Origin of the sequence: Halococcus salsus, from assembly GCF_009900715.1 — an archaeon.
Taxonomy (GTDB): Archaea; Halobacteriota; Halobacteria; order Halobacteriales; family Halococcaceae; genus Halococcus; species Halococcus salsus.
On record NZ_JAAAJC010000003.1, the window covers coordinates 142,962 to 165,320 of the forward strand.

The window sequence follows — 22,359 nt, forward strand, 5'->3', positions numbered from 1 at the left end:
CTGACTAGTTCCGGGGATCGAACCGGGTTTTACCACTGAGTTCGTAGACGAACCATGCCCGACTCCGGCAAGGTCGACGGGCGGTTCTTCGACCGGCATATCTACCCCCACCTGGGTGCCTCGCGGGCGGAGGTCCGGGTGGGGCCACGACACGGCGTCGATTTCGGGGTCGTCGACGTTGGCGAACGCTCGCTGGTGGTGGCGACGGACCCGATATCGATCGTCCCCGACCTCGGTTTCGAGCGCGCCGCGCGGTTCGCCTTCGACGTGGTCTGTGCCGACGTCGCGGTCTCGGGCCTCCCGCCGGCGTACCTCTCGGTGAACTTCACCCTCCCACCCGAGATGACCGACGCGGAGTTCGCGACGGTCTGGGAAACCATCGACGAGGAGGCGCGTGAGTTGGGAACCAGCGTGGTCGCGGGCCACACCGCGCGCTACGCGGGCTGTTCGTACCCGTGGGTCGGCGGAGCCACCGTGCTGGCGGTCGGCGACCCCGAGGAGATGGTCTCCCCCGACGGCGCACGGCCCGGCGACGACCTCCTGCTCACCACGGGACCGGGCGTCGAGGCCGTCGGGCTCCTGACGACGCTGTTCGGCGACGAGATGGATCTCCCCGAATCGACCCTCGACGCCGCCCGCGAGCGGTTCGGCGAGGCGCGCGGCGTGCGCGACGCGCTCACCGCCGCGGCCGCCGGCCCGGTGACGGCGATGCACGACGTCACCGAGGGCGGGCTCGCCGCCGCGCTCTGCGAGTTCGCCGGGAGCGCCGGGGTCCGGATCGACGTCGAGCGCGAGGCCGTCCCGATGCGCCCCGGCGTCGAACCCGTCTGTACCTATCACGACCTCGACCCGTGGCGCGTGACGAGTTCCGGGAGCCTCCTGGTCGCGGTCGACCCGGCGGGCACTGACCAAGTCCTCGACGCGCTCGCCGACCGCGGGACGACGGCCGCGGTCGTCGGTCGCGTCGACGGGGGCGAGGGGGCGTTCGTCGACGGAAGTCGGCTCGACCACCCGCGAGTCGACCGCTCGTGGGACGTCTACGCCGACTACGCCGGGGGAGCGGACTGAGGGGTCGCGGGCGACCGACAACGAATGCAGGCGACACTTCTATACTCCCGTGCTTCGACCCACCGAGTGAGCGCCCGTAATGGGCGACCGTCGCCACGCGGATAGGTGACGGACCAGCTTGAAACACAATCATGGCAGACACAAACCAAGAACTGGGGATCGTCGGACTCGGAAAGATCGGCGGTAACCTCGCGAAACAGGCCGTCGAGAAGGACATTCGGGTGGTCGGCTTCGACACGGAGGACCGCCCGGACCTCGAAGACGAGGGCGTCGAGGTCCACGACGCCGGCGAGTACGACACGCTCGTCGAGGAGCTCGACACGCCACGGGTGGTCTACCTCTCGCTGCCCGCCGGCGACCTGATCGACAGCGAACTCGACAGCCTCCTCGAAGTGCTCGACGAGGGCGACGTCGTGATGGACGGCGGGAACTCCTTCTGGCGCGACTCGATGCGCCGCGAGGAGCGCGCCTGGGACGAGGGCGTCTACTACCTCGACACCGGGACCAGCGGCGGCCCGCCCCGGGCGAGCGAGGGGGCCTGCTTCATGGTCGGCGGCAAGGAGGAGGGCTTCGAGATCGCCGAACCCTACCTCGACACGCTCTCCGTGGAGGGCGGTCTGCTCCACGTCGGCCCGCCGGGCAGCGGCCACTTCGTGAAGCTCGTCCACAACGGCATCGAGTTCGGGATGCTCCAGTCGATCGCCGAGGGGGTCGAGCTCCTCAAGTCCGGCCAGTTCGACGTCGACATGGCCGACGTCTTCCACAACTGGTCGAACGGGGCGGTAATCGAGAGCTGGCTCGTCAAGCTGATGGAGATGGGCCTGCGCAAAGAGGACCAGCAGTCGGACGCCCCCGACTTCGAGGAGATCCCGAACTACATCGAGGACACCGGCGAGGTCAACTGGCTCGTGAGCGAGGCCTACAAGGGCGAGACGCCGATTCCCGTCATCTCCCAGTCGGTGACCGAACTCTTCAAATCACGGGGCCAACAACGTCACGCCTACCGTGCGATCGCGCTGATGCGACACGGCTTCGGGACCCACCCGTTCGGCGAGGACGACACCATCCGGCGGGAGCGGTTCTCGGGCCGGGTCGACAACGAGGCGCGCCACGACCTGCGTGACGCCGAGAACATGGACCCGGTCGGCCCGCTGGCCGACGAAGACGCCTGATCCAACCATGGCAAAAGAATTCACCGACGACGACAACGACATCCAGGTGTGGGCCGAGAGCGAGGCCGACACCATCGAAAAGGCACGCGAGGAACTCGACGCGGCGGGCGTCGAGATGAGCGAGGAGGAGATCAAAGACCACATCGAGGTCATCCCCTCGCCGAACCGGATCAAGTCCGGCGCGGACGGCGTCTTCGACGCCCGACGCCGACGCGGCGGCATCCGCACCGCTCAGGACCTCATCGAGGACGGTATGGACGTCGGCCTCGGCACCGGCAGCACGACCGCGTGGGCGGTCGCCGAGATCGGTCGCATGATCCGCCACGGCGAGCTCGAAGACGTTCGCGGCGTGGCGACCTCGCTCCAGAGCCACGAACTCGCGAAGGAGGCCGGTATTCCCCTCGTGAACCTCGACGCCGTCACCGAACTCGACATCACCATCGACGGTGCCGACCAGTACTCCGAGGACGAACCCACCGTCATCAAGGGCGGCGGCGGTGCCCACGCCCGCGAGAAAGTGGTCGACGCGATGGCCGATCGACTGGTCATCGCCACCGACGAGGAGAAGGCCACCGACCCGCTCGACTTCCCCGTCCCCGTGGAAGTCATGCCCGACGCCCGCGAGGTCGTCTCGAAGGACATCCGCGAGGTGGGCGGCGAGCCCGAACTCCGGATGGCGGTCAAGAAGGACGGTCCCGTCTTCACCGCGAACGGCAACCTCGTTCTGGATGTGGACTTCGGCGGCCTCGACGATACGGCGGGGACCGCACGCGACCTCGAGAAGATCCCGGGGATCCTCGAACACGGTATCTTCCTCGACATGGTCGACACGGTCTACCTCGGCACCGAGGACGACGTCGACGTCCTCGAGTTCTGAGGGAACCTCTCGAAGTTTTTCGCCGGCGATCGGTCCCGTAGCGTTCAGTCCGTCGTTCGGTCGGCGAGCCGCGAGACCCGACGAAGGAAGGTCCGGAGTTCGGTGTATGCTGCCTCGTACTCGTCGAGGAAGACGTAGTGACCGGCGTCGGGAACGTGGACGAGCCGGCCATCCTGAAGGTGGTTCGCGACGTCGAGGTCGGCCCGCCGCCCCTCGATACCGAGGTCGCGCCGGAAGACCAGTGTGGGACAGGTGATCGCCTCGAACGCCTCGGCCACCGGCGGGTGGTCTTCGGCGACCTTCACCGCGTTCGGGTGACACTCGTCGACCGATTCGGCGAGCCGTCTGATATGTTCTGTATCGTGCTCGTCGTCGTAGTCGGCGACCCGCGCTTCGACCGAGCGCGCCTGCCGTTCGCGGAGGTGTTCGCGGGCGCGGGCCCGTGTCTCGTCGGTGTCCACGTCCGGCAGGTCGCGGAATCGGGCAGGATCTTCGAGCACCAGCCCGCGCGGGAGGTCGGGGTGGGTCGCGGCCGCCCACGCGACCGTCGCCGCGCCCATCGAATGTCCGAGGAGGATCGGGTTCGCGAGGTTGAGTTCCCTGATCAGAGAAACGAGGTCCGCGACCCGCGTATCGATATCGTAGCCCGTCTCGGGTGCGTCCGAGCGGCCGTGACCGCGGGCGTCGTAGGCGACGATCTCGTAGTCGGCGGCGAGGTCCGAGCCGAGCGGGAGCCACCGGCGGCCGTTGTCGTAGAGCCCGTGAGCCATGAGTATCGGCGGGCCGCTACCCGTCCGATAGCACTGGAGGTGGACGCCGTCGACCGAGACGGCCTCGGTCGTCCACCGGTCGGGGAGATCCACGAGCGGGGTTCGTCCGTCGGCGAGAAGGCGTTTGTCATCCGATTCGGGGACGGCGCGCTATCGGTCGGGTGCGTCCTCGGCGTCGGAACGTCGGCCGGGGATGACGGTCCCCCGGTTCGTCGAGTCCGCGTCGTGGATCCCGAAGGGGAGTTCGGCATCCGCTTCGAGCACCCAGAGGTGATAGGAGTTGGTGTCGTCGACGAGGCGCTCGGCCGGCGGGTAGACTTCGAGCGCCGCCCGGTCCTCGCCGAAGAGCTCGTTCTTGAGTTCGAAGAGGTCGTACCAGTCGTGGGTCGGCGAGTCGTCGACCCGGTGGATCTCGACGTGGGTGAACCGCCCCCACGAGGTCTCGTGGTCGCCGCGGTCGACGACGTGGTAGTCGCCGTGCGTCTCGACGCCCGGCGGGATCCGCATGCCCGTCACGGGCGATCCGTCGTCCGATCGGTCCTCGTCTCGATCCATGAAGGCTCCGTGTTCGCCGATGGACGAGAACGTTTCGCCGAACGATGCCGAGGGATGACGGCCTAATCGAACCCGCTCCGAGGACTGGCTGCTTGGAGGTACGGCGAGCGAGTCGGTTTTGAACCGTTGCTACAGGGTGAGGTTCGGCGGCATATCGGGTGCTGCTGTGACGAGGTGAAAACCTTACTCCTCAGCGAGCTTCGTGTACGTCTTCGCGTTGACTTCGCGGTTGATCTTCGCGAGTTCACGCACCGCCTTGCGCCGGTCAGTATCGTTCTCGGCCGTCCGCGCCTGCCTACGAAGCTCTTTCCGTATTTCGCGGTGAGCTATCTCGTCCATGGTTCTCCGCTCCTTGTTTGGTGGTCCATCGGTTTTTACTCTTCGGCCTTCGTGGCATGGGATTCACAGTACGACACTACTGCATCCATGTCCACGCTCGATTCGTCAGTGGCGAACTCACGGAGGATCGCCCGAACCCCGCTATCGTCGTGATTGAATTCGTATCCGTTCAGGTCGTAGAACGTCTCGGTTGCATTCAGCGCCGTTCGTTTGTTCCCGTCCCAAAACACGTGTCCTGCTGCGAGCAGGCGCATGAGGTGAGCCGCCTTCTCGTGGATGGTTTCGGGAACTTGATTGTAATATCCGACCGAGACATAGAGCAGCGCCGACTCAACTCCACCCGGGTTTTTGACACCACCGTCGGCTTTCGGGTCGTTGGTGATAATATCCTCATGCATCGTGTGAACGTCCTCAATCGTCGGATAGAGAAGCTCCTCAGCGCTCATCCGTCTTCATTCACCGACGAGTCGAGCCGTGTCCATACATCTCTTTGCAATAGACCAACACGGGGCTAAAGCAATCGAAACGCCAGCCATGCTTGAGAGAAATCGGCGGAATTCCGTCGCGAAAAGCAATGACTGGTAGTTACAAGCCACGTTTGCAGCTTAGACCTCGACGACGGGGTTCTCGAGCAGTCCGATGTTCTCGATGTCGATCGAGACGTGGTCGCCCTCTTCGAGCGTGAAGTCGTCGGGGACGAGCGAGGTGCCGGTCATCAACACGGAGAGCTCGGGGATCGCGTTGTGGCGCGTGAGGTACGAGACGAGTTCCTCGGGCGTGCGCACCATCTGGTCGGTCGAGGTGGCCCCGTCGAACATCGTCTCGCCGTCGCGCTCGATCGTCATCGAGAAGTCGAGGTCGTTGGGGTCGCCGACGGTCTCTGGCGAGGCGATGCAGGGGCCGATAGCGGCACATCGGTCGTAGATCTTGGCCTGCGGGAGGTAGAGCGGGTTCTCCCCTTCGATCGACCGGCTCGACATGTCGTTACCGATGGTGTAGCCCACGATCTCGCCCCGGAAGACCACGACCGCGAGTTCGGGTTCGGGGACGTCCCAGTCCGAGTCGCTTCTGACCCCGACGGCCTCGCCGGGCCCCATCGTGCGCTCGGGGGTCGCCTTGAAAAAGATCTCCGGGCGCTCGTTCTCGAAGGCACCCTGGTACATCTCGCCACGACCGCTCTCCTCCTCGCGTGCGTCGCTGCTGATCTGGTAGGTCACACCCGCGGCCCAGACCTCGTCGGGCATCGCCGGGATCGTGACGTTCTCGACGACCGCACCGGCGTCGAGCAGCGGCGCGTCGTCGATGACCCCCTCGGCCACCTCGTCGACGGTGGTTCCCTCGACCTCGGCGACGGTGGCGAGGTCGACGAACGAGGTGAGCCCGTCGCGGGCTGCCGTCAGGTCGTAGGCCTTCTCGTCGTCGCGGACGACGAACTTCGGCACGTCATCGAGCGTGGTGCGGTAGTATCGCATGGCCACGGTACGACCTCCCTGCACAAAAGTCACCCCGGTTGGAGCCCGAGATCTGTCACGATCGATCGGTTTACTTGCCAACACAACCGAAAAGAAAAGGGGTGGTCGGCTCCGAGGGGGAGGTGATGACACAGACTTTCGAGAACTACGTCGACGGCGAGTGGCGCGCCAGCGAGACCGGCGAGACCTTCGAGGTCGTCAACCCCTCGGACACCACCGAGGTCGTCGCCGAGTGCCAGCAGTCGAGCGAGGCCGACGCCAACGGGGCCATCGAGGCCGCCGCGGCCGCGCGGGACGCCTGGAAGAACACCCCCGGTCCGGACCGCGGGGCGTTCCTCCGGACGACCGCGAAGAAGATGGACGAGCGCCGCGACGAGCTCGCCGAGACGCTCTCGCGCGAGGAGGGGAAGACCCTCTCCGAGGCGACCGGCGAGACCGGCCGCGCGGTGGACATCTTCTACTACTTCGCCGAGCGCGCGATGGACTACGCCGGCGAGAGCTACAACCCGAGCGCCCAGGGCCAGAACCTCTACACCGTCCGCGAGCCGATGGGTGTCGCCGGCCTCATCACGCCGTGGAACTACCCCATCGCGATCCCGGCCTGGAAGATGGCACCCGCGCTCGCGACCGGGAACACCGTCGTCTGTAAACTCTCGAAGGAAGCCCCGACGGTCTACCTCAAGGTCATGGAGTGCATGGCCGAAGCCGCCGAGGAACACGACGTCCCCGACGGTGTCGTGAACGTCCTGACCGGCAGCGGTGAGAACGTCGGCCAGCCAATCGTCACACACGACGAGGTCGACGCGGTCTCGTTCACCGGGAGCCGCCAGGTCGGCGACATGATCTACGAGCAGGCCACCGACGCCCACAAGCGCATCCAGACCGAGCTGGGTTCGAAGAACCCGACCGTGATCACCGAGAGCGCCGACATCGAGCAGGCCGCCGACATCGTCTCGGGTGGTGCCTTCGGCGTCACCGGCCAGGCGTGTACCGCGACCGAGCGGGTCATCGTCCACGAGTCGGTCGAGGACGAGTTCATCGACGCGCTCGTCGAGCGTGCCGAGAACACCGAGATCGGTCACGGCGTCGAGGACCCCGGCATGGGCCCGAAGGCCAGCGAGAGCGAACTCGAGAACACGCTGGACTACATCCAGACCGCCGAGGACGAGGGCGCAACCATCGAGTACGGCGGCGGCGAACCCGAGGGCGACGAGTTCGAGAACGGTCACTTCGTCGAGCCCACGGTCCTCTCCGGGCTCGACAGTGACGCGACCGTGATGCAGGAGGAGGTCTTCGGGCCGTTCGTCGGCGTCCTGACCTACTCCGACATCGACGAGGCCATCGAGCTCGCCAACGACGTCGAGTACGGTCTCGCCGCCGGTATCGTCACCGACGACCACTCCGAGGCCAACCAGTTCGTCGACGAGATCGACTTCGGTATCGTGAAGGTCAACGAGGCGACGACCGGCCTCGAACTCCACGTCCCGTTCGGCGGGATGAACGCCTCCTCCAGCGAGACCTACCGCGAGCAGGGCGAGGAAGGCATGAACTACTTCACGATCATCAAGACGGTCTACGACTCGTACTAGACAGCGCGTTCTTTCGCCGCTTTCGGCGCTCCACGCGCCGTTCTTTTCTCACGCTCAGTAGCAATCGCAGTGGCTCCGTCCCATCGAATCCCAGCCGCCCGCGCGGTGGGCGGCCCGCCGCGGCCGCGGTGCGGGAGCGGCGCGGCGATAGCTGCGGAACCTGGCGGATGAAGGGCGAGCGCCCGGAGGGCGCGAGGGCTTCGGCGGAGGCGGTGTTGGGTGGTTGTGGAGCGGTTGCGGAAGGTGAGTCATTGTACCGCGAGCGACCGAAGGGAGCGAGCGGGCCGAGGAACCCCCGAGCGGAGCGAGTGGGGTGACGACGGCTTTTGATCGACATTTTGCCAGGGAGTGAGCGAGCAACGCGAGCGAACGACCGCAGCAAAAGGTCGTTGTTAGATCGCGGTCCAGCCGCCGTCGACGAAGAGGAGCTGGCCGGTGATGTAGGAGGCGTCCTCGCTCGCGAGGAAGAGCACCGCGCCCGCGTTGTCGTCGGGGTGGCCCTCACGACCGAGCGGGACGGGTTTGATGAAGCCCTCGCCGCCCTCGCTCGCGGCCTCCTGGGCCTCCTCCGACCAGCCCTCGGTGAACTCGGTGGCGATCTGGCCCGGGCCGATGGCGTTCACGCGGATGTCGTGCTCGGCGAGTTCGAGCGCCGCGCCCCGCGTGACCATCTTGATCGCGCCCTTCGTCGAATCGTACTGGACCTGGCCGAACTGGGCGACCTCCGAGGAGATCGAGGCGGTGTTGACGATGCTCCCCGGCTCGTCGCGGTCGATCATGTCCTGAGCGGCGGCTTGGGTCCCGAAGAAGGCCCCCCGGATGTTGGTGTGGTGAAGCAGGTCGAAGTCCTCCTGCTCGACGTCGAGGAAGGGTTCCGAGTGCTGGACGCCGGCGTTGTTGACCATCACGTCTACGCCACCGTACTCGCGGGCGGCCTCGACGACGGACTCGATCTCCGCGGGGTCCGAGACGTCGGTCTCGACGTACTCGCTCGTACCGCCGGACTCGGCGATGAGCTCGTGGGTCGGGACGTCCTCGCCCTCCATCTTCGGGTCCTCGCGGACGTCGGCGGTTATCACGGTGGCTCCGGCCTCGCCGAACCCGAGCGCGATGGCCCGGCCGATCCCCGCACTGCCGCCGGTGACGATCACGGTCTCGTCGCTGAAATCGAAGTTCGCGGTTCCCATGCCACCCTCTGTGGCCGTCGCCGGCTTAAGTCCGATGCTGGCTTTCTCTGTGGTCGCGAAAGCCCACGACACCAGGTTGGTCGATATCGAGCCGGTCGCCGATGCTGATGGTCTCGACCACGTGCGGGGCGGCGAAGGAGGTCGCGTACTCGGCGATGGTCTTCGGGTCCGCCCCCACGTTCTTCCACATGTCCCAGTGGACCGGAACTAACCTGTCGAGGTCGAGATCGTTCGCCGCCTCGACGACCTGGTTGCCGTCGTTGTACCAATCGGTCGGATAGGTCGCGGTGGGGTCGTCCTCGCTGTGGTAGATGTTGCCGACGGTGCCGTAGGCGAGCACCCCGAGGTCGATGTCGAACTCGTCGGCGATGTCCGAGAAGGCCTCCGCGGGTCGGGAGTCGCCCGCCGCGAAGAAGGTGCCCGAGTCGTGTTCGACGACGTAGCTCACGGGTTCGATCGCATCCGGGTCGTTCGAGCCGCGAACGTGGATCGAGAGGTCGCCGACCTCGATGTCCTGGCCGACGTCGACGACGTTCTTTCGGTCGTCCGGGGCGCGCATCTCGCCGTCGTAGTCGGGCTCGTCGTAGGACGCCTCGGGGGCGTAGATGTCCGCCCCGAGGTCCTCGACCAGCGGGCCGTAGGACGGTGGATGCATGTGGTCGATGTGTTCGTGGGTGACGCAGACGGCGTCACACTGCGTCGCGTCGGCGGGGTCCATCGGCACGGGGATCATCCGAATGGTACGCGGCGGGGTGCCGTCCCCGAAGTACGGGTCGAGGTAGACCGTCGTCTCGGGTGTCCGGAGGACGTAGCCGTTACAGCCGAGATACCATATCGAGAGCCCATCGGGTTCGACGGCCTCGACCTCGTCGCGAACGAACCAGTCGCCCCAGGTGGAGTGGACCATACCCGAACGAGTTCGTGCGCCCGCCTAATAAAATCCGTCGAGCGAGCGGATTCGATTACTCGTAGGTCCGGCCGCCCTTCTTCTGCCCGTCGATGTAGTCCCAGTCGTACTCGACGCCGAGGCCGGGGCCGTCGGGGACGGGCACCGTGCCCTCGCTGTCGACGGTGTCGAGTTGGTCCTCGTAGCCGCCCTCGTAGATCGGGGGCTGGGTGTTGTCGCACTCGGGGTTGACGAGCGCCATCTCGTAGTAGTTCGCGTTCCGGATGGCCGCCATGCACTGGCGCTGGGCGGGGCCCGGGGAGTGGATCTCGACGTCGAGCCCGTGGCCCTCGGCCATGTGGGCGATCTTCATCGCGCCGGTGATACCCGCGTCGTACTCGGGGTCGGCGCGAACGAAGTCCGTCGCCTCGGCGTCGACGAAGTCGGTGTGGACTTCGAGCCCGCGGATGTGCTCGGTCTGGAGCAGCGGGGTGTCGAGGTTCTGACGGAGCTTGCGGTGGCCGTGCTGGGAGATACCGCCGTCGCGGTAGGGGTCTTCGAGCCAGAAGAACTCCTGTTCGTCACACGCGCGGCCGACCTTCATGGTGTCGCCGAAGGTCTCGAGCTCGCAGGCCGGGTCGATCATCAGGTCCATGTCGTCGCCGACGCGCTCGCCGACCGCGGTCACGGTCTCGACCTCGCGGTCGACGTCGCGGCGCTCGTCGCTGCCGCCCCACCCGTGGATCTTGAACCCGCCGTAGCCCAGCTCGCGACACTCCTCGGCAAAGTCGGCGTAGGCTTCCGGGGAGTCGAGTCCGCCGTTATCGTCGGCGTGGTAGGTCGAGGCGTAGGTCGGGAGCCGGTCGCGGTAGCGCCCGAGGAGCTCCGAGATCGAGGCGTCGTAGTACTTGCCCGCGAGGTCCCAGAGCGCGATGTCGACGGGGCCCATCCCCATCCGGTCGTACTTCCGGAGGCCGCGCTTCATCTCGGACCAGTGGCGCTCGCGGTTGAGCGCGTTCTTGCCGATGAGGTAGTCGGCGACCTCGTGGAACTCCGCGAACGCGGGCGAGTTGCCGCCGATGAACTCACCAGTGATATCGTCGTCGGTGTGGATGCGGATCGAGAACAGCCGTCGGTTCGTGGTCTCGCCCGGGTCGTAGACGAGGTTGAAGCCGGTGTCCGACCCCACGTCTTCGAGCGGATAGCTGAACTCGGTGGTCTCGATCCGGGTGATCTCCGGTGCCATATCCGCCGGCTACGAAAGCCGAGGGTAAAAAGCCGGGCAGTTCGGCTCGCCGCAAACGTGCTACCGTGACGCACGGAGGGGCGAATCGACCACTCGAAACGCTCATTCGGGCGGGTGCGGAAGCGTCTCGACGATGACCGAGATCGTCGACTACGAACTTTACGAGGTGCCGCCGCGGTGGCTGTTCCTCAAACTGGAGACGAGCGACGGCCTCGTCGGCTGGGGCGAGCCGGTCGTCGAGGGCCGGTCGAAGACCGTCGCGGCCGCCGTCGAGGAGTTGCTCGACAGCTATCTGCTTGGACAGGACCCGAGCCGGATCGAGGACCACTGGCAGGCGATGTACCGTGGCGGCTTCTATCGGGGTGGGCCCATACTCATGAGCGCCATCGCGGGCGTCGACCAGGCGCTCTGGGACATCAAGGGCAAGCGGTTCGGCGCGCCGGTCCACGAACTCCTCGGCGGTCGGGCGCGGGACCGGATTCGCGTCTACCAGTGGATCGGCGGCGACCGGCCGGCGGATGTGGGCGAGGCCGCCGCCGAGCAGGTCGAGGCGGGGTTCTCGGCGCTCAAGATGAACGCCACCCCCGAAATGCGGCGCGTCGACTCGCCCGCGGCGGTCGAGGACGCCGTCGAGCGCCTCCGAAGCGTCCGCGAGGCCGTCGGCCCCGAGGTCGACATCGGGGTCGACTTCCACGGGCGCGTCACGAAACCGATGGCGAAACGGCTCGTCGCGGCGCTCGAACCCTACGACCCGTTCTTCATCGAGGAACCCGTCCTGCCCCAGCACAACGACGCGCTCGGCGAGATAGCGGGCCACACCACCACACCGATCGCGACGGGCGAGCGGATGTTCTCGCGGTGGGATTTCAAACAGGTCTTCGAGGACGGAACGGTGGACGTGATCCAACCCGACCTCTCGCACGCCGGCGGGATCACCGAGGTCAAGAAGATCGCCGCGATGGCCGAGGCCTACGACGTCGCGCTCGCGCCCCACTGCCCGCTCGGACCGCTCGCGCTCGCCTCGTGCATCCAGGTCGACGCCTGCTCGCCGAACGCGCTGATACAGGAGCAGAGCCTCAACATCCACTACAACGAGACCAGCGACGTGCTCGATTACCTCGCCGACCCGAGCGTCTTCGAGTACGAGGACGGCTTCGTCGACGTGCTCGACGAACCGGGCCTCGGGGTCGACCTCGACGAGGACCACATCGAAGCCCAGTCGGCGGAACCGGTGGACTGGCACAACCCGATCTGGCGACACGACGACGGCAGCGTCGCCGAGTGGTGAGTCGAAGCGACTGAAATTCCCGTCCTCCTCAGCGCGCGATCGCGAGCGCGACCTTCTCGATCGGATGTCGGGGAGCCGACTCGCCCGGCCGGTCGCCGAGTTGGGTCCGACACGAGGTGCCCGGCGCGACGACACCGTCGGCGTCGCTTTGCTCGACTTGCCGAAAGAGGATGTTGCCGATGGCCTGGGAGAGCTGGTAGTGTTCGGCCTCGTAGCCGAACGAGCCCGCCATCCCACAGCAGCCCGTATCGAGCGGCTCGACCGCGTAGCCCGCCCGCCGCATCACCCCGACCGCGTGGTGGTCCTTGTTCATCGCCTTCTGGTTGCAGTGGCCGTGATAGGAGACCGGCTCCTTCGGCTCGTCGAACTCGATCGCCTCGTCGAGACGCGTCACGTCGATGTACTCGAGGATTCCGTAGGCCGCGCTCGCGACCCGGTGGGTGGCCTCGTCGTCAGGGAGCAAACTCAGGTACTCGTCTTGGAACATCACGGCGTCCGAGGGTTCGGTGAACACCACCGACCAGTCGTCGGCCACGTAGGGGTCGAGGGCTTCAACGTTGGTCTCGGCCCGTTCGCGCGCGAGGTCGAGCAGACCCTTCGAGTAGGCCGGTCGGCCGCTCGAAACCACTCCATCGGGGATCTCGACGTGGACCCCGGCGGCTTCGAGGGTCAAGATTGCGGCCTTGCCCGGTTTGGTGTTGCTGTAGTTGGTGTAGGTGTCCGGGAAGAGCAGGACCTTCGCCTCCGCCTCGCCGATCGGGACCTTCGATCCACCCCGGGCATCGAACCACTTCTCCAGACTCTCCCGTTCGAAGTGGGGGAGTTCGCGCTCGGCGGCGATCCCGAGGGTTCGCTCCATCGCGGCACGCGCGCCGGGGAGTTTCGGCCCCCAGTTCGAGAGCGGCGCGAGCGCGCTGCCGAGTTCGGAGAGCGAGTCGATGTTGGCGAACACGCGCTCGCGCAGGCCGGTTCCCTCCCGCTCGTGGTAGTCGTGTTTGACCTCGGCCTTCAGCTTCGCCATGTCCACGCCGGTCGGGCAGTCGCTCATACAGCCCTTACAACCCACACACAGGTCGAGCACCTCCTCTTGGAAGCGTTCGGAGTACATCTCCTCCTCCGAGAGCTCGCCCGAGATGGCCGCCCGGAGCATGTTCGCCCGGCCACGGGTGGCCTGGATCTCCTCCTTCGAGGCGCGGTAGGTCGGGCACATCGTGTCCGAGTCGGTCTGCCGGCAGGTCCCGCAGCCGTTGCAGAGCTCGACCACGTGTGAGAAGCCGTCCTCGCCGAAGTCCATCTCGGTCCGGGGTTCGAGCGAGGCGTAGTCGGCCCCGTACCGGAGGTGCTCGCGCATGTCCGCCGGGTCGTCGTCCCAGTAAACCACTTTGCCGGGGTTCATCCGCCGGTTGGGGTCGGCGGCGAGTTTGAGCTCCTGGAACGCGCCCCACAACTGGTCGCCGTACATCTTCGGGTTGAACTCGGTGCGCGCGAGGCCGTCGCCGTGCTCACCCGAGAACGCACCGTTGTGTTTCAGCACGAGGGAGGTGACGTCCTCCGATATCGAGTGCATCGCCTCGATCCCCTCGCCTTCTTTGAGGTTCAGGATGGGGCGGATGTGAAGCGTGCCCGAGCCTGCGTGGGCGAAGTACGCCGCCGACGTGTCGTGGTCGTCGAGAACCTCCTCGAACTCCTGGACGTAGACCGCGAGCTCTTCAGGAGGAACCGTCGCGTCCTCGATGAACGGGTAGGGCTTCGGGTCGCCTTCGAGGCTCATCAGGAGGGGAATGGCGGCCTTCCTGAGCTTCCAGATGTCGGCCTGCTCGTCCGGCAGGTAGGCCTCCAGAACGTCGAACGCCGCACCGTTCTCGACGAAGAAGTCGTTGGTCTCCGCGATGGCGTCCTCGAACTCGTCACAGAGTTCCGAATCGAACTCCAGCATCAGCGCGGCCGCGGTCCCCGCGGGGATGGGTTCGGCGTACTCCGCGAACTCCGTGGACTCGCTGGCGAGTCGGAACACCTCGTCGTCCATCAGCTCGACCGCGCTGACGTCGAAGTCGAGCGCTTCGGGCACCGCCTCCATCGCGTCCACGAGGTCGTCGAAACAGTAGAGCGCGAGCGCGGTGGTCTCGGGTTTGCTCACGAGCGCCAGGGTGGCCTCGACGATGACTCCCAGCGTCCCCTCCGCCCCGACGAACAGCTTCGAGAGGTTGATGACCTCCTCGCCGGTGTCGTTCTCGTAAATCACCTTCTGGAGGTTGTACCCCGAGACCGAGCGCTTGAGGGTGGGGTACTTCGCTTCGATCTCGTCGGCGTTCTCCTCGACCAGTCGTCTGACTTCGCGATAGAGTTCGGCCTCGCGGTCGTCCCCGCTCGTCACTGACTCCCACTCGGGACTGTCGAGCACGATCTCGCGGGTGTGGATCAGCGACCCGTCGGCGAGCACCACCCGGAGCTCCTCGGTGTAGGCGTCGGTGATCCCGTAGCGCACCGAGTGAGCGCCCGTGCTGTTGTTGCCGATGCCGCCGCCGATCGTCGCGCGGTTCGAGGAGGCCGGGTCGGGTGCGAACTTCAGGTCCCACTCCGCGAGGTGGTCGTCGAGGTGGTCCTGGACGACCCCCGGTTCGACGGTCGCGGTCTGCTCGTCGGGGTCGGTATCCAGGATCGAGTCCATGTAACGGGTCATGTCGAGCACGACACAGCCCGGCCCGACGGCCTGGCCCGCGAGCGACGACCCTGCGCCGCGCGGGATCACGGGGGTGTCGTGGTCGGCGGCGACCCGCATCGCCGCCCGGACGTCCTCGATGTCGTGCGGGCAGACCACGCCCGCGGGCCGGGCCTGGTAGATGCTGCCGTCGGTCGCGTAGAGCACCTGCGCGTACTCGTCGAAGTCGACCTCGCCGCGGACGGCCTCGCGGAGGTCGTCGGCGAGGGCGCGGTACTCCGCGACGTCGGTGTGGTCGTGGCCGAGCGCCTCGACCGAGGTCTCGAAACCCGCTGGGTCGTAGTATTCGTCTTCGACGGCCATGGCCACGCTCCGTGGTTGAAGCGGTTAAGTTCTATGACGATAGATAACAACATTCCTAACATTGATTATATTTCCGGAACTCACGGAGGCAGTACCGTTATCGGAGATGTGTCTCTGATAGAACGAACTTCGTTCCGACGTCGGCTCTATCGCGGACCCGGAGGCCAGCCAGTGCCGGGATTCCGCTACTCGGCGAGCGCGTCGGCGAGGCTCTCGACCGGGTGTGGTGGTTCCTCGGCCTCGTGCTCGCCGAGCTGGCTTCTGCAGGAGGCCCCCGGCGCGACCACCCGCTCGGCGTCGCTGTCCTCGACCTGGTCGTAGAGCACGCCCGCGATCGCCCGGCTCATCGAGAGGTGTTCGGCCTCGTAGCCGAACGAGCCGGCCATCCCACAGCAGCCCGAGTCCAGCGCGTCCACGGTGTAGCCCGCCCGCCGGAGCACCCCGACCGCGTGATGGTCCTTCTTGGTGGCCTTCTGGTGACAGTGACCGTGGTAGACCAGCGATTCCGTGGGCTCGTCGAAGTCGACCGCCTCGTCGAGCCGGAAGCGGTCGAGGTATTCGAGCACCCCGTACGAATTCCCGGCGACGAGTTCGACATCGGCGACCCCACGGTCGGACTCGCTTCGCTTACGGCTTCGCCGTTCGTCGGTTCGAGGCGCTTCCGCCGGTCGCGCCTCTCGCTCGACCGACGAGGCTCGCGAACCGTCGGTTCGCTCACCCCCGTCCGCGATCGCCTGGTCGCCACCCTCGCCCGCCGGCACGGTCCCCGAGGGGACGCTTCGGTCCTGGGCGGGGAGTAGGTCGGGGTAGTCGTACTGGAACATCACGGCATCCGAGGGCTCAACGACGACGACGTCCCAGTCTCGCCGGACCAGCGGCGCGAGCGCCGACACGTTCTGTTCGGCGGCCGCGCGAGCCTTCCCGATGAACCCCTTCGAGAACGCGGGGCGGCCGCTGTCCGTGACCCCCAGCGGGAGTCGAACGTGAACCCCGGCGGCTTCGAGAACTCGCACGGCGGCCTTCCCGGCCTCGGGGTGATTGTAGTTGGTGTAGGTGTCGGGAAACAGCAGGACCCGACGGTCGGCCTCGGCCGCCGGGACCCGCGCGCCACCTCGTTTCTCGAACCAGTCCTCGAAGCTCTCGCCGTGGAAGGTGGGGAGCGTCCGGTCCGTCGCGATCCCAACCGTTCGTTCGAGCAGGTTCCGTGCGCCGGGGAGCTTCGTGCCCCAGTTCGAGAGCGGCGCGAGCGCGCTGCCGAGCGCCGAGAGCGAGTCGATGTTGGCGAACAGGTGGTCCCTGAGGCTCGCACCGTGGCGCTCGTGGTAGGCGTTCGTGACCTCGGCCTTCAGCTTCGCCATGTCGACCTCGCTCGGGCAGTCGTTCGCACAGCCCTTACAGCCGATACAGAGGTCCATCACCTCGTGCATGAACTCGACGTCGACGGCCTCGTCGTCGAGGTCGCCGCTCATCGCCTGCCGGAGCAGGTTCGCCCGGCCGCGCGTCGAGGTGACCTCCTCCTCGGAGGCGCGATAGGTCGGACACATCACCCCGCCGGTCGTCGACTGGTGGCCCCGACAACCGCCACACCCGTGACAGAGCTCGGCCATCCCCTGGAAGCCGTTCTCGTTCTCCCACCGGAGTTCGGTCTCGAAGCCCGCCTCGAACTCGTAGTCGGGGTCGAACCGGAGGTTCTCGGTGAGGTCCGGGAGTTCGCTGTCACCATCCGCACCGTCCGATCCCTCCGCGGGCGGCAACCCACAGACCTGGCCGGGGTTCAACAGCCAATCGGGATCGAAGGCGGTCTTGAGATCGCGGAAGACGTTCCAGAGGTGCTCGCCGTACAGCTTCTCGTTCCACTGGGTCCGCGCGCGGCCGTCACCGTGTTCGCCCGAGACCGACCCGCCGTACTCGACCACGAGGTCGGTCGCGCCCTCGGCGATGGCCTCCATCTGGCGAAGCCCCTCGACGGTCTTCGTGTCGACGAGCGGGCGGATGTGGAGCACGCCGGGCCCCGCATGGGCGTAGAAGCTCGCGAAGGTGTCCTGTTCGTCGAGGATGTCCTGAAAGCCCGAGACGTACTCCGGGAGGTGTTCGGCGGGCACCGCGCAGTCCTCGATGAACGAGATGTGTTTCGCGTCGGTGGTTCGCGAGAGGAGGATCGGGAGCCCGGACTTCCGCATCTTCCAGAACTGGGCGCGCGTCTCGGCGTCGTGGGCCTCCATCGCCGCGTTCGCGTAGCGTGCTTTTCCCGTCGTCTCGGTCGCGCCCTCGCTCGGCTCGACCTCGGTCTCGCCATCCACCCGGTCGGCGATGAGGTCCGCGGTCTTGCGTCGTCCGTCGTCGTCGGAGTCGGCGTAGAACTCGACGAGGAGTACCGAATCAGTACCATCAGGAAGCATCCCCACCACGTCCGCGAACTCGCTGGTGTCGCGTGCGAGGTCGAGGAGGACGGAGTCCATCACCTCGACCGCGGCCGGGTCGTGGTCGAGGATCGCCACCACGTCCTCCATCGCGTCGACGAGCGAGTCGTAGGTCAACAGCGCCACGGCCTTCGTCTCGGGGACGGGTTCGAGCGCGACGGTGGCCTCGGTGACGATCCCGAGAGTACCTTCGCTCCCCGCCAGCAATCGCGCGAGGTTCACCGAATCCGACTTCGCGTCGGCGACCAGCATGTCGAGGTCGTAGCCCGAGACGTTCCGTTTGAGGTCGGGATAGGCCCCCTCGATTGCCTCGCTCTCCTCGTCGACGACCCGGGCGACGGCGGCGTGGATCCGGGCTTCGAGGTCCCCTTCCGGGTCGGCGCGGTCACGAAGCTCGTCGAGAGGGAGCTCCCCGAACTCCGTCACGCTGCCGTCGGCGAGCACGACCTCGCAGGATTCGATGTAGGCGTCGGTCTTGCCGTACTTCAGCGAGTGCGATCCAGTCGAGTTATTCCCGATCGCGCCGCCGAGCGAACTCTTGTCGCCCCACGCGGGGTCGGGCGCGAACTTCAGGTCCCACTCCGCGAGCGCCTCGTTGATGTCGCCGAGGTAGCTGCCCGACTGGGCGCGGGCGGTGCGGCCGTCGGGGTCGATGTCGACCATCCCGTCCATGTGTCGCGTGAAGTCCAGCACGACCGCCTCGTTGACCGCCTGGCCCGCGAGGCTCGTCCCGCCGCCGCGCGGGAGCACCGGGATCCCCTCCTCGGCACAGTAGGTCATCACCGCCGAAACGTCGGCGGTCGACTCCGGGAAGACCACCCCGACCGGGGTCATCTCGTAGGCGCTCGCGTCGGTCGCGTAGAGCTGTCGTGAGTAGGTGTCGAAGCGAACGTCGCCCGCGGTCCGGGAGTCGAGCGCCGCGAGGAGGTCGGGCCGTTCGACCTCGTTACCCTGGTAGTCGTAGCTCGCATCGTGCTCGGCGGGGTCGTCGTGCGGAAGCGCGGCGAACTCGGTTGTCACGGTACCACACGTTCACCGTGGAGGCATAAACTCGCGTCGGCTATCCGACCCCTGGGGTCGTGGTCGGGTTCGAGACGAAACGAAGGCAGTGGACGGGGCTCAGAAGGTTCCGGGGAAGAGGACGTAGCTGAACAGCAGGGAGAGGAGGCCAGCGAAGGTCGCGTAGTACGCGAGCGGGATGAGTTCGAGCCGGATGACCCGGCCCTCCTCGCCGACGAGGCCGACGACCGCGAGCGCGGCGACCACGTTGTGGACCGCGATCAGGTTGCCGATCGCCCCGCCGACCGCCTGCGCACCCAGCATGATGGTTCGCGGTGTCCCGATGTCGGTCGCGACGCCGTACTGGAAGGTACCGAACAGGATGTCGCTCACGGTGTTCGACCCCGCGAGGAAGGCCCCGAACGCACCGACGAGCGGTGCGAAGAACGGGTAGATCCCGCCGGCGAGGTCGGCGGTGGCCTGCGAGAGCACGATCAGCATGCTGTCAGAGCCCGTCGCCGCCCCCGACTGGAGCATCACTTGGACCGTGGCAACCGCGAACAACAGCGCGACCACCGGCGGCGCGATCTTCTCGCCCGTCTCGCGCCACGCGCCACGGACCTCGTCGCCGCTCATCCGGTGGAAGCCGATGGTGAGCAGTGAAACGAAGACGAACGCCGCGCCGGGGAGGTAGAGCACCGCGAGGTCGTTCGTGAGGCCGGTCCCGAGGATGTCCGACCAGACGAGGACGCCGTTGGCCTGGAGGAACGTGGAGATGGGGTCGATCGTTCGGGTGACGACGAGGAGGACCACGAGCAGCGCGTAGGGGGCCCACGCCTTCCAGAGCGGCATCGCCTGGGCGGTGCCGCCGTCGGCCGCGATGGCCCCGCTCCGGGTCGAGGACTCGCCGGGCTCGATGTCGCCGACCCAGTGGTCGGGCCACGCCGAGCGGTCGCCGAAGTCCCACTCCTCGTCGGGATGGAGGTAACCGAGCCTGAGCACGCCCACGGTAAGCGCGAGGCCGACCATCGCGCCGACGAGGCCGGGGAAGACCGGACCGAGGAACATCGCGGTGAGCCAGTACGGCACCGCGAACGAGGCCCACGAGAACAGACAGAGGGGCAACACCTCGAGCGCCGGGCGGACGGAGCGCTCCTCGCCGAAGAAACGCGTCATCATCGCGACCCCGATGAACGGCACCGCGATACCCACGATGACGTGGTAGGTCGCCGCCCACGCCCCGATCTCGGCGACCCAGCTCGCGATGGTGTACGGCGTCTCCGACGTGACCGTCGACCGGATCGCCTCGCTCGACGCGAAGGTGTCCTCGAGCCCGATGATCAGCGGCGTGCCGACCGCGCCGAAGGTGATCGCCATCAGGTTCCCCGTGAGCGCCACCACGACCGCGGCGAGCGGCGGGAAACCCAGTCCAACGAGGAGCGGCCCGACGACCGCCGCCGGCGTGCCGAAGCCCGCCGCGCCCTCGATGAACGACCCCATCAGGAAGACGAGCAGGACCACCTGGACGCGGCGGTCGTCGCTGACCGCGGCGAACCCCCCGCTGATGGCGTCGAACGCCCCCGTCTGCTTCAGGGTGTACAACAGCAGGATCGCGCCGAAGACGATCCAGAGGATCTGGGTGGCGGTGATGAAGCCGTTGATGGTCGCCGCCGCGATCCAGCGGGGACTCATCCCCCAGCCGACGGCCCCGGCGGCGACGGCGACCAGCCACGCCACCGGCATCGCGCGCGTCGCCGGCCAGAAGAGACCGACCATCAACACCGCGATGGCCACCAGCGGCAACACCGCGACCAGAACCCCGGCGAGACCGTTCATCGACGCGCCCCGTTCGATGTCGGCGGGTCGGGCGGTCGACGACGATAGCCAGGGGTCGGCTCCCCGATCCGACGGTCGGTCCGGTGTGCGGTCATCACTCAGGCCTATTCATAAGGAATGATAATAAATTTTGGTGCCGGCCGGATCCCACGGTACCGGTCGATCCGCTCGAACGCCGAGGGGGGGGCCGAGAGCGCTGAAAACGGCGAAAGCAGCCGGACTGGCGACGATCTTTGACGAGTTAGTACGTCGGCGGCGCGTAGACGTTGATCGTCCGGAGGGGCTCGTCGCCCTCGCCGGTTATCTCGTGGGTCTCGCCCGCCTCGATGCAGACGAGGGAGCCCGATTCGAGGGCGGTGGATTCGCCGTCGACCACCGCCGAGCCCGCGCCCGAGACGACGTAGCACCACTGGTCGCTGTCCGGGTGGCGGTTCTCGGGGCCGCCGGTCGACTGGCCGGGGTCGAGGGTCATCGTCGCGGCCTGGGAGCGCTCGGTCTCGCCCACCACGTCGAAGAACTCGCCCGTCTCGCGGGTGTCGACGTGTTTCACGAGTCCGGCTCCGCGACCTTCACGACCTGCTTGCCGACGTTGTCGCCCGAGAAGAGCCCGAGGAAGGCGTCGGGCGCGTTCTCGAACCCCTCGACGACGGTCTCGCGGTGGTCGAGGTCGCCGGCTTCCACCCACTCGCGGAGGTGCTCGGTGGCCTGGGGGAAGCGGCTCTGGTAGTCGAACACCAGGAAGCCCTGTACTGTGGCGCGCGGCGCGATGACCATCGGGAGCTTTCGGGGCCCGGTCGGGGCTTCGGTCGCGTTGTAGGTGTCTATCTGCCCGCAGACCGCGACCTTCGCGTCGACGTTGAGCCTCGTGAACACCGCGTCGGAGATCGGGCCGCCGACGTTGTCGAAGTATCTGTCCACGCCGTCCGGTGCGGCCTCGTCGAGCGCCGCCCGGTAGTCGTCGGTCTCCTCGTAGTTGATCCCGACGTCGAATCCGAGGTCGTCTTCGAGATATCGGACCTTCTCCTCGGAGCCGGCGAAGCCGATAACGCGCGTTCCGGCGAGTTTCGCGATCTGGCCCACCGTCGACCCCACCGCACCCGCCGCGCCCGAGACGACCACCGTGTCACCCGGATAGGGGTCGAGCACGTCGCGCGTCCCGAAATACGCCGTTCTGCCGGGCATCCCGAGCACGCCGAGGTGGGCTTCGAGCCCGAGGTTCTCGCCGGGCTCCACGGGCGAGAGCCGGTCGCCGTGGGCGGTGACGTACTCGCTCCAGGTGAGGTCGCCGGTGACGAACGCGCCCTCGTCCCACGAATCGTGTTCGGACTCGACGACCTCGCCGACGACCGCGCCCTCCATCGGCTCGCCGACCTGCCACGACTCGGCGTAGGACTCCGCCTCGTCCATCCGGCCGCGCATGTAGGGGTCGACCGAGAGGTAGAGCGTCCGGATCAACACCTCGCCGTACTCGGGCTCCGGTACCTCGACTTCTTCGAGTTCGAAGGTGTCGCGGTCGGGGGTGCCCTCGGGTCGCTTGCCCAGCACGAACTGGCGGTTGGTGGGTGCCATACCGACCGGAGGGACTGTAGCTTTCAGAGCCTTCGGGTTCCGACAGCGGTTGGTCGTTCCACCC

General features: G+C 67.1%; 18 protein-coding genes. 5 read left to right on the top strand and 13 right to left on the bottom strand.

Features of this window, described 5'->3' with window-relative positions:
* Positions 1-54 precede the first annotated feature (54 nt).
* The 3 genes from GT355_RS10275 to rpiA all read left to right on the top strand — a co-directional run bounded on the left by GT355_RS10275 (position 55) and on the right by rpiA (position 3,117).
* On the top strand, positions 55-1,068 hold the full coding sequence (locus tag GT355_RS10275) for an AIR synthase family protein (RefSeq protein ID WP_160134557.1): 1,014 nt from the start codon (positions 55-57) through the stop codon (positions 1,066-1,068).
* Positions 1,069-1,199: 131 nt separating this feature from the next.
* On the top strand, positions 1,200-2,240 hold the full coding sequence (locus tag GT355_RS10280; protein ID WP_160134558.1) for an NADP-dependent phosphogluconate dehydrogenase: 1,041 nt from the start codon (positions 1,200-1,202) through the stop codon (positions 2,238-2,240).
* A 7-nt stretch (positions 2,241-2,247) separates the two neighbouring features.
* Positions 2,248-3,117, top strand: a complete 870-nt coding sequence (gene rpiA, locus GT355_RS10285; protein WP_160134559.1) for a ribose-5-phosphate isomerase RpiA — start codon at positions 2,248-2,250, stop codon at positions 3,115-3,117.
* A gap of 44 nt (positions 3,118-3,161) precedes the next feature.
* Here the strand turns inward: rpiA and GT355_RS10290 are convergent, their stop codons facing one another.
* The 5 genes from GT355_RS10290 to GT355_RS10310 form a co-directional block, all read right to left on the bottom strand.
* Positions 3,162-3,980 (bottom strand): alpha/beta fold hydrolase, encoded by an 819-nt coding sequence (locus GT355_RS10290; RefSeq protein ID WP_160134560.1) that lies wholly within the window; start codon positions 3,978-3,980, stop codon positions 3,162-3,164.
* 57 nt (positions 3,981-4,037) lie between these two features.
* On the bottom strand, positions 4,038-4,442 hold the full coding sequence (locus tag GT355_RS10295; protein ID WP_160134561.1) for a DUF7694 domain-containing protein: 405 nt from the start codon (positions 4,440-4,442) through the stop codon (positions 4,038-4,040).
* Positions 4,443-4,625: 183 nt separating this feature from the next.
* Positions 4,626-4,781, bottom strand: a complete 156-nt coding sequence (locus tag GT355_RS10300) for a hypothetical protein (protein WP_160134562.1) — start codon at positions 4,779-4,781, stop codon at positions 4,626-4,628.
* A gap of 35 nt (positions 4,782-4,816) precedes the next feature.
* The gene (locus GT355_RS10305) at positions 4,817-5,227 is read right to left on the bottom strand and encodes a type II toxin-antitoxin system death-on-curing family toxin (protein ID WP_160134563.1); all 411 of its coding nucleotides are present in this window, start codon (positions 5,225-5,227) and stop codon (positions 4,817-4,819) included.
* Positions 5,228-5,386: 159 nt separating this feature from the next.
* Complete coding sequence (locus GT355_RS10310) at positions 5,387-6,253, bottom strand: fumarylacetoacetate hydrolase family protein (protein WP_120072362.1); 867 nt, start codon at positions 6,251-6,253, stop codon at positions 5,387-5,389.
* Positions 6,254-6,378: 125 nt separating this feature from the next.
* Here GT355_RS10310 and xacF point away from each other — a divergent pair, with 125 nt between their 5' ends.
* The gene (gene xacF, locus GT355_RS10315; protein WP_192928001.1) at positions 6,379-7,842 is read left to right on the top strand and encodes a 2,5-dioxovalerate dehydrogenase; all 1,464 of its coding nucleotides are present in this window, start codon (positions 6,379-6,381) and stop codon (positions 7,840-7,842) included.
* Positions 7,843-8,234: 392 nt separating this feature from the next.
* On the opposite strand, the gene GT355_RS10320 is transcribed toward xacF, so the two are convergent.
* The 3 genes from GT355_RS10320 to GT355_RS10330 are packed head-to-tail and all read right to left on the bottom strand — an operon-like array spanning position 8,235 to position 11,161.
* Positions 8,235-9,029, bottom strand: a complete 795-nt coding sequence (locus tag GT355_RS10320; protein ID WP_160134565.1) for an SDR family NAD(P)-dependent oxidoreductase — start codon at positions 9,027-9,029, stop codon at positions 8,235-8,237.
* 25 nt (positions 9,030-9,054) lie between these two features.
* The gene (locus GT355_RS10325) at positions 9,055-9,936 is read right to left on the bottom strand and encodes an MBL fold metallo-hydrolase (protein ID WP_160134566.1); all 882 of its coding nucleotides are present in this window, start codon (positions 9,934-9,936) and stop codon (positions 9,055-9,057) included.
* Positions 9,937-9,991: 55 nt separating this feature from the next.
* On the bottom strand, positions 9,992-11,161 hold the full coding sequence (locus GT355_RS10330) for an enolase C-terminal domain-like protein (protein WP_120072354.1): 1,170 nt from the start codon (positions 11,159-11,161) through the stop codon (positions 9,992-9,994).
* Positions 11,162-11,294: 133 nt separating this feature from the next.
* Between GT355_RS10330 and dgoD the strand changes: the two genes are divergently transcribed.
* Positions 11,295-12,449, top strand: coding sequence for a galactonate dehydratase (dgoD, locus tag GT355_RS10335; RefSeq protein WP_160134567.1), 1,155 nt, complete (start codon positions 11,295-11,297; stop codon positions 12,447-12,449).
* Positions 12,450-12,477: 28 nt separating this feature from the next.
* On the opposite strand, the gene GT355_RS10340 is transcribed toward dgoD, so the two are convergent.
* From GT355_RS10340 to GT355_RS10360, 5 genes are all read right to left on the bottom strand, one after another.
* Positions 12,478-15,471, bottom strand: coding sequence for an FAD-binding and (Fe-S)-binding domain-containing protein (locus tag GT355_RS10340; protein WP_160134568.1), 2,994 nt, complete (start codon positions 15,469-15,471; stop codon positions 12,478-12,480).
* A gap of 185 nt (positions 15,472-15,656) precedes the next feature.
* Positions 15,657-18,911: an FAD-binding and (Fe-S)-binding domain-containing protein gene (locus tag GT355_RS10345; RefSeq protein WP_160134569.1), complete on the bottom strand. Its 3,255-nt coding sequence runs from the start codon at positions 18,909-18,911 to the stop codon at positions 15,657-15,659.
* Between the two features lie 99 nt (positions 18,912-19,010).
* Positions 19,011-20,726: an L-lactate permease gene (locus GT355_RS10350; protein WP_160134570.1), complete on the bottom strand. Its 1,716-nt coding sequence runs from the start codon at positions 20,724-20,726 to the stop codon at positions 19,011-19,013.
* A gap of 241 nt (positions 20,727-20,967) precedes the next feature.
* Positions 20,968-21,276: a cupin domain-containing protein gene (locus GT355_RS10355; protein WP_160134571.1), complete on the bottom strand. Its 309-nt coding sequence runs from the start codon at positions 21,274-21,276 to the stop codon at positions 20,968-20,970.
* Positions 21,273-22,295 carry an NADP-dependent oxidoreductase gene (locus GT355_RS10360; RefSeq protein WP_160134572.1) on the bottom strand — a complete coding sequence of 341 codons (1,023 nt, stop codon included), beginning with the start codon at positions 22,293-22,295 and terminating at the stop codon, positions 21,273-21,275. Before GT355_RS10360 ends, GT355_RS10355 begins: the two co-directional genes overlap by 4 nt.
* Positions 22,296-22,359: the final 64 nt, after the last annotated feature.

What these genes read in the sequence shown, in the direction of transcription:
- xacF (WP_192928001.1), top strand. Translation starts at nt 6,379, where the DNA reads ATGACACAGACTTTCGAGAACTACGTCGACGGCGAGTGGCGCGCCAGC.
- GT355_RS10360 (WP_160134572.1), bottom strand. Translation starts at nt 22,295, where the DNA reads ATGGCACCCACCAACCGCCAGTTCGTGCTGGGCAAGCGACCCGAGGGC.
- GT355_RS10275 (WP_160134557.1), top strand. Translation starts at nt 55, where the DNA reads ATGCCCGACTCCGGCAAGGTCGACGGGCGGTTCTTCGACCGGCATATC.
- GT355_RS10320 (WP_160134565.1), bottom strand. Translation starts at nt 9,029, where the DNA reads ATGGGAACCGCGAACTTCGATTTCAGCGACGAGACCGTGATCGTCACC.
- GT355_RS10305 (WP_160134563.1), bottom strand. Translation starts at nt 5,227, where the DNA reads ATGAGCGCTGAGGAGCTTCTCTATCCGACGATTGAGGACGTTCACACG.
- GT355_RS10350 (WP_160134570.1), bottom strand. Translation starts at nt 20,726, where the DNA reads ATGAACGGTCTCGCCGGGGTTCTGGTCGCGGTGTTGCCGCTGGTGGCC.
- GT355_RS10295 (WP_160134561.1), bottom strand. Translation starts at nt 4,442, where the DNA reads ATGGATCGAGACGAGGACCGATCGGACGACGGATCGCCCGTGACGGGC.
- GT355_RS10325 (WP_160134566.1), bottom strand. Translation starts at nt 9,936, where the DNA reads ATGGTCCACTCCACCTGGGGCGACTGGTTCGTTCGCGACGAGGTCGAG.
- GT355_RS10310 (WP_120072362.1), bottom strand. Translation starts at nt 6,253, where the DNA reads ATGCGATACTACCGCACCACGCTCGATGACGTGCCGAAGTTCGTCGTC.
- dgoD (WP_160134567.1), top strand. Translation starts at nt 11,295, where the DNA reads ATGACCGAGATCGTCGACTACGAACTTTACGAGGTGCCGCCGCGGTGG.
- rpiA (WP_160134559.1), top strand. Translation starts at nt 2,248, where the DNA reads ATGGCAAAAGAATTCACCGACGACGACAACGACATCCAGGTGTGGGCC.
- GT355_RS10300 (WP_160134562.1), bottom strand. Translation starts at nt 4,781, where the DNA reads ATGGACGAGATAGCTCACCGCGAAATACGGAAAGAGCTTCGTAGGCAG.
- GT355_RS10280 (WP_160134558.1), top strand. Translation starts at nt 1,200, where the DNA reads ATGGCAGACACAAACCAAGAACTGGGGATCGTCGGACTCGGAAAGATC.
- GT355_RS10330 (WP_120072354.1), bottom strand. Translation starts at nt 11,161, where the DNA reads ATGGCACCGGAGATCACCCGGATCGAGACCACCGAGTTCAGCTATCCG.
- GT355_RS10340 (WP_160134568.1), bottom strand. Translation starts at nt 15,471, where the DNA reads ATGGCCGTCGAAGACGAATACTACGACCCAGCGGGTTTCGAGACCTCG.